This window comes from Enterococcus sp. E5-37 (assembly GCF_035726925.1).
In the GTDB taxonomy this organism is placed as follows: Bacteria; Bacillota; Bacilli; order Lactobacillales; family Enterococcaceae; genus Enterococcus_B; species Enterococcus_B faecium.
This window is the reverse complement of sequence record NZ_JAPMLG010000005.1, coordinates 87,135-100,343: the sequence shown is the minus strand read 5'-3', so window position 1 is coordinate 100,343 and position 13,209 is coordinate 87,135. Positions and strand designations below refer to the sequence as shown.

14 protein-coding genes, 1 tRNA gene and 1 riboswitch are annotated in these 13,209 nt (G+C 37.6%); of the genes, 13 read left to right on the top strand and 2 right to left on the bottom strand.

Annotation, left to right across the window (positions count from 1 at the left end):
- The first annotated feature begins 115 nt into the window (after positions 1–115).
- The 8 genes from OS138_RS05720 (at position 116) to OS138_RS05685 (ending at position 8,081) form a co-directional block, all read left to right on the top strand.
- Complete coding sequence (locus tag OS138_RS05720; protein WP_010726467.1) at positions 116–403, top strand: hypothetical protein; 288 nt, start codon at positions 116–118, stop codon at positions 401–403.
- A gap of 414 nt (positions 404–817) precedes the next feature.
- A complete protein-coding gene (locus tag OS138_RS05715) occupies positions 818–2,356 on the top strand; it encodes an ABC transporter permease/substrate-binding protein (protein WP_325069813.1) in 1,539 nt (512 codons plus the stop codon).
- A complete protein-coding gene (locus OS138_RS05710) occupies positions 2,353–3,318 on the top strand; it encodes an ABC transporter ATP-binding protein (RefSeq protein ID WP_002289763.1) in 966 nt (321 codons plus the stop codon). Before OS138_RS05715 ends, OS138_RS05710 begins: the two co-directional genes overlap by 4 nt.
- Positions 3,305–4,627, top strand: coding sequence for a dihydrolipoyl dehydrogenase family protein (locus OS138_RS05705; protein ID WP_325069812.1), 1,323 nt, complete (start codon positions 3,305–3,307; stop codon positions 4,625–4,627). Before OS138_RS05710 ends, OS138_RS05705 begins: the two co-directional genes overlap by 14 nt.
- 64 nt (positions 4,628–4,691) lie before the next feature.
- A riboswitch (TPP riboswitch) is annotated at positions 4,692–4,796 on the top strand.
- Positions 4,797–4,869: 73 nt separating this feature from the next.
- On the top strand, positions 4,870–5,613 hold the full coding sequence (locus tag OS138_RS05700) for an ABC transporter permease (RefSeq protein ID WP_325069811.1): 744 nt from the start codon (positions 4,870–4,872) through the stop codon (positions 5,611–5,613).
- Between the two features lie 14 nt (positions 5,614–5,627).
- On the top strand, positions 5,628–6,620 hold the full coding sequence (locus OS138_RS05695; protein WP_325069810.1) for an ABC transporter substrate-binding protein: 993 nt from the start codon (positions 5,628–5,630) through the stop codon (positions 6,618–6,620).
- A gap of 11 nt (positions 6,621–6,631) precedes the next feature.
- Entirely contained in the window at positions 6,632–7,369 is a 738-nt protein-coding gene (locus OS138_RS05690; RefSeq protein ID WP_325069809.1) for an ABC transporter ATP-binding protein, read from the top strand.
- Positions 7,359–8,081 (top strand): TatD family hydrolase, encoded by a 723-nt coding sequence (locus OS138_RS05685; RefSeq protein ID WP_002327958.1) that lies wholly within the window; start codon positions 7,359–7,361, stop codon positions 8,079–8,081. The genes OS138_RS05690 and OS138_RS05685 overlap by 11 nt, the downstream gene beginning before the upstream one ends.
- A gap of 84 nt (positions 8,082–8,165) precedes the next feature.
- Here OS138_RS05685 and OS138_RS05680 read toward each other — a convergent pair whose 3' ends face one another.
- A complete protein-coding gene (locus OS138_RS05680; RefSeq protein ID WP_002289111.1) occupies positions 8,166–8,804 on the bottom strand; it encodes a LysM peptidoglycan-binding domain-containing protein in 639 nt (212 codons plus the stop codon).
- A 372-nt stretch (positions 8,805–9,176) separates the two neighbouring features.
- On the opposite strand from OS138_RS05680, the gene OS138_RS05675 reads away from it, so the two are divergent.
- Positions 9,177–9,869, top strand: coding sequence for a hypothetical protein (locus tag OS138_RS05675; protein WP_002327956.1), 693 nt, complete (start codon positions 9,177–9,179; stop codon positions 9,867–9,869).
- 206 nt (positions 9,870–10,075) lie between these two features.
- Positions 10,076–10,366 (top strand): hypothetical protein, encoded by a 291-nt coding sequence (locus tag OS138_RS05670; protein WP_002295437.1) that lies wholly within the window; start codon positions 10,076–10,078, stop codon positions 10,364–10,366.
- A gap of 53 nt (positions 10,367–10,419) precedes the next feature.
- Here OS138_RS05670 and OS138_RS05665 read toward each other — a convergent pair.
- Positions 10,420–10,503 (bottom strand) — tRNA-Leu (locus OS138_RS05665).
- A gap of 116 nt (positions 10,504–10,619) precedes the next feature.
- Here OS138_RS05665 and OS138_RS05660 point away from each other — a divergent pair.
- The 3 genes from OS138_RS05660 to OS138_RS05650 all read left to right on the top strand — a co-directional run bounded on the left by OS138_RS05660 (position 10,620) and on the right by OS138_RS05650 (position 13,185).
- Positions 10,620–10,799, top strand: a complete 180-nt coding sequence (locus OS138_RS05660) for a hypothetical protein (RefSeq protein WP_442784207.1) — start codon at positions 10,620–10,622, stop codon at positions 10,797–10,799.
- Between the two features lie 148 nt (positions 10,800–10,947).
- Positions 10,948–12,165, top strand: coding sequence for a pyridoxal phosphate-dependent aminotransferase (locus OS138_RS05655; protein WP_002317674.1), 1,218 nt, complete (start codon positions 10,948–10,950; stop codon positions 12,163–12,165).
- Positions 12,166–12,348: 183 nt separating this feature from the next.
- Complete coding sequence (locus tag OS138_RS05650) at positions 12,349–13,185, top strand: helix-turn-helix domain-containing protein (RefSeq protein ID WP_325069808.1); 837 nt, start codon at positions 12,349–12,351, stop codon at positions 13,183–13,185.
- Positions 13,186–13,209 lie beyond the last annotated feature (24 nt).

Sequence of the window (13,209 nt, the reverse complement as noted above, 5' to 3'; positions counted from 1 at the left end):
TGAAAATTTTCAGCAACTTCTTTATTATACTGACTTATACTCTTACTTCAAGAGGAAAATGAAAAAAAATTATTTTTGGCTGTTTCTTTTTATTTATCAAATAAGGAGTGGAAAAATGCGAGCAGCAGACTTATTGACAATTCTTACAAAATCACCCAAAAAAACAGAGTATCAAGGAGTTTTTTTGGCTCAAGAACAAAAACTGGTGCCTGTGACAATGGTCCAGATAAATAAAGCAAATCAATTTATCTTTTTATTTGAACACGGCAAAGCACCACTTGCTATGAAAGACATCTTTATTTTTTTGATGAAGAACCGTGAGAAAGCTGTTTATTATCAGTCAAAAGAAGAACTCATTCCGCTTTATGGAGTGAAAGAGATAGAAAATAAAGTGGTGATATAAGTAAAAATAAGAAAACAAGACGTTTATGATGTCAAAACAACCGTTTTTTACATTTTTGGCAAAAAAGTGTCATGATACAGTATAATATTCGTTGAACAGGCCAATAAAGGTGTTCTCCCCCACGAGATTTCTACTTTATTGGCTGTTTCTTTTTATTAAAATAAAAGTTGTGTGTGTAAAAAAGATATAGCTGATTCCAAGTGACAATTTCGTATAGATTTTTATGGTATTCGTAGTGAAAAAACGAGAACCAAAAAGTTGATCCGACTTTGTTGCTTGGATTCTTTTTTGTCCGCATATTTAGAGGTATTTTTTCCTTTTTTTTGTTCGTGCTGTAAGGTTAAGGCAAGACAAGTTAGTTGGGAAAAAGGAAAGAAATGTTTATACTTAAAGAATAACAGAAAGGAAGGTCGCATGAATAATTTTATACAAACATTAAGTGAAAGAAAAGGCGAGTTGCTGGAAGCTGCATTTCAACATCTGTCCATTTCTCTCATTTCTTTGCTGATTGCAGCACTGATTGCTATTCCTTTAGCGATTTGGGCAGCCAATCATAAAAAAATGGCAGAAGTCTTATTACAGATCACGGGTGTGCTCCAAACGATTCCTTCACTTGCCTTATTAGGTTTACTTATCCCATTTGTAGGGATCGGAACTGTTCCAGCATTGATTGCACTTGTTATTTACGCTTTGCTTCCGATTTTCCAAAACACGTATATTGGTCTAGCTGAAATTGACCCGTCTATTGAAGAAGCAGCGGTAGCATTTGGTATGTCCAGAATGAGACGCTTGCTGAAAGTAGAGCTTCCAATCGCATTACCTGTCATTATCTCAGGTATCCGAACTGCCTTAGTTTTAATCATCGGTACGGCTACTTTGGCAGCATTGATCGGAGCAGGTGGATTAGGGACATTTATTTTGTTAGGTATTGACCGAAATACACCTGTTTTGACATTGATTGGTGCGATCAGTTCTGCCTTGCTTGCCATTATATTCAGCGAACTGATTCGCTGGTTGCAGCATAAGAAACCTCGATATTCCATCATTACTTTAGCAGCAGTGGTGTGTTTATTTGGCGGCGTTTCTTTATATCAGTCTGCCTTGTTTAAAAATGAAACCATCACGATTGCTGGAAAATTAGGAGCGGAACCTGAAATCCTGATCCAAATGTATAAAGAATTGATTGAAGACAACACAAAAACAGAAGTTGAATTAAAACCGAATTTTGGCAAGACGAGTTTTTTGTTCAATGCACTGGATCAAGGTCAAATCGATATCTATCCTGAGTTCACAGGTACTGTCCTAGAAAGCTTGGTGAAGGTACCTGAAGCAATGAAAAGTGCTGATTTGACAAAAGAAAAAACATATGACGAAGCAGAAGAATTATTGAATAAACAATTCGATATGACATTATTAAAACCAATGGCTTACCAAAATACGTATGCCTTGGCAGTCAAGAGATCTTTTGCGAACGAACATCAACTTAAAAAGATTTCCGATTTGGCAGCTATCTCTGATCAGATCAAAGCGGGATTCACACTGGAATTTATTGATCGTTCAGATGGATATAAAGGAATCCAAGAAGCATATGGCTTAAATTTTTCAAGTGTACAAAGCATGGAGCCAAGTTTGCGTTACCAAGCAATCAATAATGGAGATGTCAATATTGTGGATGCCTATTCCACAGATAGCCAGCTCAAGGAGTACGATCTAGTGACTCTAGAAGATGATCGAGGGTTATTCCCAGCTTATCAAGGCGCACCGCTGATGAAAAAAGATTTTGCTAAAGAACATCCTGAAATCGTTAAAGCACTGAATAAATTAAGCGGAAAAATAACAGAGGATCAAATGATTGATATGAATTACCAAGTCAATGTCGAAAAGAAAAAGCCGACAGAAGTAGCACGAATCTTCCTGAAAAATGAAGGATTAGTAAAGGAGGAAGATCAGTGACTAAATTAATCGAGTTCAAACATGTGCAAAAAAAGTATGATGGAAAGTATGTCATCGATGACCTAAATCTGGCAATCAAAAAAGGAGAAATCTTTGTTTTGGTTGGTCCTTCCGGTAGTGGAAAAACAACTACTTTGAAAATGATCAATGGATTATCTAAACCATCAGCAGGAGACATCTACTTCAAAGGAAAATCGTTAAATGAATATAATCTGCAGAAAATGCGGTGGAATATGGGATATGTGTTGCAGCAAATCGCTTTGTTCCCGACCATGACAGTCAAGCAAAATATTGAAGTCATCCCTGAAATGTTGGGTTGGGAAAAGCAGAAAAGAGCAGACCGTGTAGATGAACTTCTTCAAAAAGTTGGCTTATCTCCTGATATTTATCGAGATCGTATGCCTAGAGAGTTGTCTGGAGGAGAACAGCAACGGATCGGGATCATCCGAGCTATTGCTGCAAGCCCAGATGTGATTTTGATGGACGAGCCATTTAGCGCATTAGATCCGATTTCAAGAAACTCATTACAAGAATTGGTTTTGTCCTTACACGAAGAATTGGGCACGACCATCGTTTTCGTTACGCACAATATGGAAGAAGCAATCAAGCTAGGTGATCGTATTGCATTTATGAAGGATGGAGAAATTATCCAATGTGACACACCAGAGCAGTTATTGATGAATCCTAAAAACGACTACGTTCGGCATTTCTTTGATGAACCGAAACAGACGAAAGAGTGGCGAGTAGAAGATTTAGTCGTCAATGGATATTTCTTAAATGAAATACCAGAAAATGCTCGTCAACAAGTTTGCTTTGATACGCCTATGAAAGAAGTATATTCGCTTCTTTCGGTGTATCCAAGCATTGTGATAGTAGAAAAGCAAAGAAGTATTGGGTCGCTGACAAGTAAAGAAATCTTTGCTTTTTTAAGTCGAGAGGAGGAAGGAAATGAAAACATATGATGCAATTGTCATCGGTTCAGGTGTGAGCGGCTTAAGTGCTGCTTATGGATTGAAAGAAGCAGGTAAAACAGTACTAGTGGTCGAAGAAGATCTATGGGGCGGGACTTGTCCTAACCGTGGATGTGATCCTAAAAAAGTCTTGTTAAGTGCAGTAGAGGCACGTAATCGGGTAAAACAATTGAGTGGAAAAGGTTTTAACGAGATCCCAACTGCCAACTGGGAAGAACTTCAAAAATTCAAACGAACATTTACGGATCCAGTCCCAGAAAGCCGAAAAAAACAATTAGCAGAAGCTGAAATCGATCATCTTTCAGGAACCGCTCGTTTTTTGGATGATTCATCTATTGAAGTCAACGAAGAAGTCTTCCATGCGGATTACTTTGTTTTGGCAACCGGGCAAAGACCTACGATCTTACCAGTGGAGGGAAAGGAATACTTGAAAACTAGTGCAGACTTTTTATCATTGCCTGTACTGCCTAAAGAAATCATTTTTATCGGTGGTGGTTATATTGCTTTTGAGCTAGCTACGATTGCCAATGCTGCAGGGAGCAAAGTAACCATTGTCCATCATAATCAACGGCCATTAAAAGAATTTGAGGCGTCTTTGGTAGAGGAAGCCGTCCATCAAATGGAAGCATCTGGCATTCAGTTTGCTTTTGATGTTGAAACCCAAAAAATCATTTCAGAAGGTACTCGCTATCGTTTAGTCGGAAAAGAGACGGAATTAGTAGCAGATATGATTTTTTGTGCGACTGGGAGACAGCCGAATACAGAATCTTTAGCACTTGAACAAGCGAATGTCGTCTTTGATAAACACGGAATTTCAGTCAATGATTATCTACAAACGAGCAATCCAAAAATTTTTGCGTGTGGAGATATTGTTTCAAGGAAAACACCCAAATTGACACCAGTCGCCACTTTTGAAGGAAATTATGTAGCTAAGCGGATAACGGATGCAACAGGCGACCCTATCAAATATCCAATTATACCCACGATCGTCTACGCTAGTCCTAAACTTGCTGAAGTAGGAGTTACAAAAAGTCACGCCTCTTTGTCAGATCAAGTGGTAGAGATGGATCTTACCAATTGGTTCACCTATCATCGTGTCAATGAACCAGTTGCTAAGGCTGAATTGACCTTTGACCAGCAAAATTATTTGATTGGTGCTGCAGTGATTAGCGAGCAAGCAGACGAATTGATCGATGATTTGACACTAGTCATCAATCAAAAATTGACTAAAAAAGAGTTGGATAGCTATATCATGGGGTATCCGACATTGGCAAGTGATCTCTCCTATTTATTGAAATAATCAGCATGATGACTAAAGCGCTTGTTGCTTTTTCCTTCTTGTGTGCTACACTTTAAAAAATGAATACCTGTTTCTGGGGATGTCGTAGACGACATGAGAGTAAGTTGTGAACTTAGACCCATTGAACCTGTCAGTTAATACTGGTGAAGGGAGAAACATAGCAGACGCTTGAAGCAGGTTACTATGTCGTGCCCATTTCAAGCGTTTTTTGTTATTCATATTAGAAGAAAGGAGGTAACAAAATGAAGAAAAATCTTTATCCAGCAGTCAGTATGGCATTCATTTTAATTATTTGGCAGATTGTTGTCATAGTTTGGAAAATACCTGCCTTTATTTTACCCGGACCTGCTGCTGTATTTTCTGCATTAACGGCAGATGCACAAGTATTACTTTCCCATTCTGTCACGACATTAAATGAAGCAGTGCTTGGTTTGGTAATAGCTAGCGTTCTTTCTTTTATTACTGCCTTGGCAATGGATTATTGGAAGTTTTTAGAAATGTCTTTTTATCCGTTACTAGTGATTTCACAAATGTTGCCAATTATGGTTTTAGGACCATTGCTGACCCTATGGTTTGGATTCGGTATGCTTCCAAAAGTGATCCTTGTTGTCTTGATAAGCTATTTTCCGATCGTAGTTTCTTTTTCGGATACATTGAGGAAAGTATCAAAAGAGCAAATCATCTTTTTGAAAACGATGGGGGCAGATACAGGGAAGATTTATCGAATATATAAAATACCAGCGGGTTTATCCGGCTTCTTTTCCGGTTTAAAAGTGGCTGCTACTTATTGTGTCAGCGGAGCAGTCGTTGGAGAATGGCTAAGTGCTCAAGCAGGTTTGGGTTATTATATGATACGCGTAAAAAACAGCTACCAGATCGATAAAGTTTTTGCTGCGATCATTTGTGTTATTCTACTGAGTTTATTGCTCAATGGCGCTTGTTCATTATTGAAAAAAGGGTATTATCGTATGCTTTATATTTTGTAAGAGAAGGGGATCAAATGAAAAAAATATGGCTTTTATTACCGCTACTGTTGCTTCTATCAGCTTGTGGCACAGCAAAAGAAACGAGTAGCAAGCAAGAAACGAAGGATCTGAAAAAAGTGACACTTGTTTTGGATTATGTACCGAATACTAATCATACTGGTATCTACCTAGCAAAAGAAAAAGGCTACTATAAAGAAGCTGGTTTAGATGTCCAAATCATCGAACCAGGAGACAATTCGACAAGTATTGGTCTAGTAGGTGCTGACAAAGCACAATTTGGTGTAAGTTATCAAGAAGACGTCACTTATGCTCACGCAGATGGACAGAATATACCAGTCAAAGCAATTGCTACAGTGATCAAACATAATACTTCTGGGTTTGCTGCCTTATCAAACAGTAATATCCATTCACCAAAAGATTTTGAAGACAAAACATATGCAGGTTGGCAAAGTCCAAGTGAAGAAGCTGTCTTAAAAGCTGTGATGGAAAAAGACGGCGGGGACTTTTCGAAACTGACAATGGTAGGAAGCAATGGAGAAGGGCCAGAAAGCTTAGGAAAATCCTCAGATATCCAATGGTACTTTGAAGGTTGGGATATGATCAAAGCAAAAGAAGCCGGTATCAAACTCAACTATATCCCATTGAAAGAATTAGATGAACGGTTAGATTACTATACTCCAGTAATTATTACGAATGACCAGCTAATCAAAGGTGATCCAGAATTGGTACAGTCTTTTATGAATGCAACGAAAAAAGGCTATCAGGAAGCTATTAAGGATCCAAATGACAGTGCTAAACTGTTGCAAAAATATGCAAAAGAAAATGAATTGTCATTTTTAGAAGAATCACAAGCATTCTTGTCAAAAAATTATACGGATGATCCTGAGAAATGGGGAATGATGGAAGAAAAAGTTTGGGGCAATTATACAGATTTCATGCAAGAAAACGGATTGATCAAGCAAAACGTACCTTCGCAAGAACTATTCACTAATCAATTTGTAAAATAGGAGTGATAGATATGTCAATCCAAATCAGCCACTTGAATGTAGTCATTGAAAACCTGAAAATATTAGAAGACATCCATTTCACTATCCCTAAAGATACCTTTACATCGATTGTCGCGCCAAGCGGAGCCGGTAAGTCAACATTGCTGAAGACTTTAACAGGAGTCCAGCCTATGACTTCTGGAACGATCAAAGTAGACGGTCAAAAAATAACTGGTCTTCATACAGCATTTAGTTATATGCCACAAGAAGATATGTTACTTCCTTGGCTGAGCGTCTATCAAAACGTTACGTTATATCAAAAAATCAATCATCTAGCAATTGATGAAGAAGAAGTAAGGGATTATTTGGATATCTTTGGGTTAAACGGCTATGAACATTTTTTGCCGGAACAATTATCTGGCGGGATGAAGCAACGAACGGCCTTGTTACGAACAATCATGAATCCTTCTTCTTACTTGCTTCTTGATGAACCATTTGGAGCGTTAGATGCTATGACCAGAGGGCAGATGCAAGATTGGATGCTGAAACTGCCTAAAAAAGCAAAGCGGACTACTTTGCTCGTGACACATGATATTGAAGAAGCAATTTATTTATCAGACAGGATTCTTGTGCTTTCCGCCCGTCCGGCACATGTGATTGCTGAGATTCAAGTGCCTGAAAAACGACGGTCACGTGAATGGCTGCTACAGCAATCAGAGTTGAAGCAAACGATTTATCAGTTATTGGCAGGTGAATTAGATGTTAAGTGATGCTCATTGTCATTTAGATGGGAGTCAAAATTTAGCACTCCTTCAGCAGGAACACACGATTTTGACGATCATCAATTGTGATTCGCCAGAAGAATGGGAGGAAAACAGACAGCTTGCAGCAAGTAAGAATCAAGCCTTAAGTTACGGTATCCATCCTTGGAAAGCAGATAGCTATACGTTTGAACAAGTTGAGCCTTTTTTGAAAAAAACAAGAATAATCGGTGAAATAGGGTTAGATAATATTTGGACGAATGTACCGATGACTACACAAAAAAAAGTATTTGAGCGACAGCTTGCTTTTGCAGCCGTAAATAAGAAACCTGTTGTACTGCATACAAAAGGATGCGAAAAAGAGATCTTAAGTTATATCCAAGCTTACCCTAATCACTATTTGATCCATTGGTATTCTTCTTTGGACTATCAACAAGACTATATTGATTTAGGCTGTTATTTCAGCATTGGTCTTGATTTGAAAAAGAATCCAGCAGTCTGGCAACTAGCTAAAGCAGTCCCAATCGACCACTTACTTATTGAAACGGATGGACTACATGCAGCAGAGTGGGCATTAGGGGGGATTTTTTCAGAAAAAGATTATGTCTCACTGCTTGAAGAACAGTTAAAGACAATCGCTGAGATCAAAGAGCTATCAGTTGAAGAAGTTAAGAAAAATACTTATCAAAACTTGGAACGTTTCATTAGATTAGGTAAATAAAAAGGAGGTGTGACACTAGTTGTGTCACACCTCCTTTTTGGCTTTCTTTGTATAAAAGTAAACCGTTCGATTAATAAATGAATCTTAGTACCAACCGTTTGCTTCCCAGAATGCTTTCGCCGCTTCCCAAGAACCATAACGTGAAGTAACATATTGTTCTGCTACTCTTTCTTGGTTTGCAGCAGAGTAGTCACCATTTAAGTAAGAAGAATCTAATTGGTAACGTCCGATGTAACGTCCGTTCGTTGCTGTGTAAGAACCGCTTGATTCTTTTTGTGCGATCCATTCTTTTGCAGAGCTTGTGCTTGCTGGAGTAGCAGCAGTTTCTGTTACAGCAGGAGCAGGTTGTGTTTCAGCTACAGGCGCTGCTTGTGTTTCCGTTTGAACCGTTTCTTGTACAACAGGTTGTTCAGCTTGAACAGGTTCAGCTTGGACGGGTGCTTCTTGAACGGCTGCTTGAGGTTCAGCAGCTGCTTGTGCAGAGCCTTCTGTTGGGATTGTTAATTGTTGTCCTGAGTAGATCAGGTTAATATCAGAAATTGAATTTGATTCTGCAATGGCATTGATCAAGGAGTTATCACCAACGTATTTTTGAGAAATCGTTGATAGAGTATCACCTGATTGAACGGTATAAGCTTCGTCCGCATGAGCAGTCGTTCCCATGAAGAATGCAGCGCCGGCAGCCAAAGTTGTTCCAAAAAGTAAAGTTTTAAGTGATGTCATGAAAAATCTCCTTTATTCGTTAAAAAGTTTTATTTGTTGTGTTCAACGAGGAATACTTTAACACGTGAAAATATTTCATAGGTAAAAGAAGCATGACAATTTATGACAAATCCACGTTTTTTGTAATAAATACAGTAATCTATGAAATGAAAAGGGTTACGTTTAATAAAACTTGCTTTTTTGTTTTTGTTCACCATAAATATTTATTTAAGAAAGTATTAACCTGCATTTTTCTCTATAAAAAAGGAGGATTAAATGAGTATTTGATAGTAATTATATTAAAATTACATATGTAATTTGAAAACGCTTGACATTGTGTTTGAGATCACTTACTTTTAGTATGTAAAAGTATTGGATTAAGGAGCTATGCAAATGAAAAAGAAATTTATTACTGGTGGGATTGTCGTTGCATTTCTATGTCTAATTGGCTACACAGGCACGCGGTACGCAAATGAAATTATTTTGTGGGGTGGAGAGACAGATATTGATACAATCAATGAGAATCTGACACAGCTTGATCATACATTGACAGATAAAGAGCAAGCGATTACAGATCTTACCGCTCGACTAGCACAAAAAGAACAGACATTGCAAGATTCAAAGGCAGATGTCCAAGAATACCAAACAAAAGTAAATGAATTAGAAAACCAAAAAAATCAATCGGCAGCAGAAAAACAAAACTTAGAAAGTCAATTAGTCAGCAAGGATGCACAACTACAAAGCAAACAAAATGAAATCAATGCGAAACTAGACGAAATCAACCAAAAAAATGATGAAATCAATCGTTTGAATGCAGATTGGACTGCAAGACTACAAGAAGCACAAGCAAAACTTTCAGAATTACAAAATACTGTAAATGGTTTGAACCAACAAATCACAACACTTACACAAGAAAAAACAAATGTAGAAACTCAGTTAACAGATACACAAAAGAAATTAGACGAAGCAACTGCTGAAAACTCAAGCTTGAAACAATATATTCAAAAGTTAGAAAAAGCAAAAGATGAAGTGGAAGATACAGCTGATAAATCTCAGCAAATTGTTGAACAACATTTGCGTAAATAATCTTTCTTAACAAGTAAACCTGAATTAGTAAAGAAGCAACAGTAATCTATACTGCTGCCTCTTTTTTTAGTACATGTCCTTCATCTTCGCAGGAAGTGCCAATATGATTTTAAGAAAGGTAATAGACAAAAAGTCAACAAGATAAAACAGAGTTTCTTCTTTACAAAGGGAATGTATGTTCGTATAATGGTGTTGAGGTGAAGGTTATGGAGAAAAAATATGGAACAGTAGATAAGATCCGTACTTTGCAAGTCAGTGCCAGACCGTTGATCCGTTTCAGTTTAAATGGGGTCAATTGTTTGATTGCTTCCCATAGTTTGAACTTCCTAGCTGAAGTAGACGAAGGGATGAAGTTAGTCGTTACAGGTTATTATAATAATAGAAAGCAATTTGTTGTGAGATCCTATCATGTGTTAGGGAAACCCAAAATTGTGGTAGAATATGAGAAAAGTCTATACCCAAGAAAAAAGGTCCGACAGGATGAAAGAATAAACTAGAAAACAAGCGGCTGAGACAAAAATGTCCTAGCCGCTTGTTTTGGAAAGATGGATGCAGATGATGGGACTCGAACCCACACGAGCATACGCTCACATGACCCTCAATCATGCTTGTCTGCCAATTCCAACACATCTGCTTGATATAAAACTACAGATCTACTAATAGAAAGTGGCGTGTCTGCCATTCCATCACGTCTGCGTAATAATAACACAATAATGATAGCGAGGTTTTACATAGTTGTCAAGCTCAAAAATGGGAGGACTTATGAAGATGGAGAAATATGACGGAGAATTTTCAGGACTGGGAATGATCTTAGGTGTATTGATTGGACTTGCATTCGGACGTTTTTTGCTTGGTTTTATGCTAGGAATCATTTGTGGAATTGCAATGGATTGGGCAGCGAATCTATGGAATGACTATCATGACAATTAAGTTCTTAACGCTTGTTTGTGTTTTTTTAATACTTACGTTTTTCCTAAATAAGTGGCAAAATTTTCTAGGATGGAGTATGATATTGAAATAGTAAATAACAAAAAATTTGGAAAGTTCTAACTTTTTGAAATGAGGGATTGGCTAAGTGATGAGAGAATTTGAAAAATCCAACAAATTAGAAGGTGTCAGTTACGATGTTCGCGGTCCCGTTCTAGAAGAAGCGGAGCGGATGCAAGAAGAGGGCATTAGTATTTTAAAATTGAACACGGGAAATCCCGCACCTTTTGGATTTGAAGCACCAAACGAAGTCATTCGTGATTTGATCATGAATGCCCGTGACTCAGAAGGCTACTCAGATTCCAAGGGGATCTTTTCTGCTAGAAAAGCAATTGAGCAATATTGCCAACTGAAACATTTTCCGAATGTGACGATCAATGATATCTACACCGGCAACGGAGTGAGCGAATTGATCACGATGTGTATGCAGGGTTTGCTGGACAATGGAGATGAAGTACTGGTTCCAATGCCGGACTATCCGTTGTGGACGGCTTCTATTGCATTAGCTGGAGGCACACCTGTTCATTATATTTGCGATGAAGAGGCAGAATGGTATCCTGATATTGATGATATCACATCAAAAATAACGAGTCGGACAAAAGCTATTGTTATCATTAATCCTAATAATCCTACTGGGGCACTTTATCCAAAAGAATTATTAGAAGAAATCGTTGAAGTTGCTCGACAAAACAACCTGATTATTTATTCCGACGAAATCTATGATCGCTTAGTGATGGATGGTCTAGAACATATTCCGATTGCTACATTAGCGCCTGATTTGTTCGTTGTTACGCTGAATGGTTTATCCAAATCTCATCGTGTAGCAGGATTTCGAGTAGGCTGGATGGTCCTAAGTGGAGATAAGTCACACGTCAAAGGCTATATAGAAGGGCTGAATATGTTGTCCTCCATGCGTTTGTGTTCCAATGTATTGTCTCAGCAAATTATCCAAACCGCGCTAGGCGGTTATCAAAGTGTCGATGAGCTGCTCCTGCCAGGCGGAAGGATCTATGAGCAAAGAGAATATATCTATAATGCAATCAATGATATTCCTGGTCTTTCAGCCGTAAAACCAAAAGCTGCTTTTTATATATTCCCAAAAATTGATACAAAGCGATTCAATATTTTGGATGATGAAAAATTCGTTTTGGACTTTTTACATGAACATCATATTCTACTTGTACATGGTGGTGGATTTAATTGGAACCAGCCAGATCATTTTCGAATCGTTTATCTTCCTAAAATGGATGATTTGAAACAAACAGCTAAGAAAATGAGAGAATTCCTAGCAACCTATCGCCAAAAATGATTTTAAAAACCAAATTTTTCAGTAGGAGGGCCACAGACAAACACACTGAGGCTCTCTTTCTAGTGGAGTTTTCTTAAATAACTAAAGTATATTATTTAGTTGCAAGTCTTTTCTTGAAGTTTGCGACTTCCTAAAGTAAAATACGAATAGAATGCGAATACGCATATTTTGGGGAGGATACTTATGGAAACGTTAATCGAGTCCTTTGGAACGATCATTAAAGAGATTCGAAAAGAACAAAAAATGACGCAAAAAATGCTTTCGCAAGATATTTGTTCACAAAGTGTATTAAGTCGGATCGAAAATAATGAGGAACTGCCGAATGTATTGGTGATGATGCAGATTTGTCAACGGCTAGGGGTAACGATTGATCATGTGATGAATCTCTCTCGAAAAACTACTCGGACAAACGATAAATTATTTGAACTGTTGGATAGTTGTTTCCAAAAACGTGATTATCGGAAGTTAGAACAAGTACTAAAATCTTCTGATATTTCTGAAAATCTGTATCAAGCAACTGACTTTCAACGCTATTATTATTATCTCGGTGTTTGCGAATTCACGTTGCGTCAAAATATCTCTCATTCCCTTTATTATTTGAAAGAAGCATTGAGTTACTCTAGCCAAAAAGAAAGAATTCATGTCTCTGACACAGAAATACAACTGATCAGTTGCATTGGAAAAATATATGGTGTTGCAGGAAAAACGGCTGAAGCACGCTATTATTTGAGTCGAAGCATTCAACTGTTGCACCAATCAGCTGACGAACGATCAAAAAGTGAATTTTCGCAAATTTTTTATAATTATGGAAATTTCTTATTCCATCAAAATGAAATTGACGAAGCACTAGAGCAAGTGAACCAAGGAATCTATTGGGCTCAAGAGAAAAATAGTTACTATTATCTCAATGATTTATTTGTGCTTAAAAGCTTAATATACAAGCGTAAAGAAGAACCAGAAAGAGCAGCATTCTATGAAGGCTTAGCACAAGCTGTGAAACAAATTTCAAAAAATTTGTAAATGGTGTAGACCATTCTTGACTTC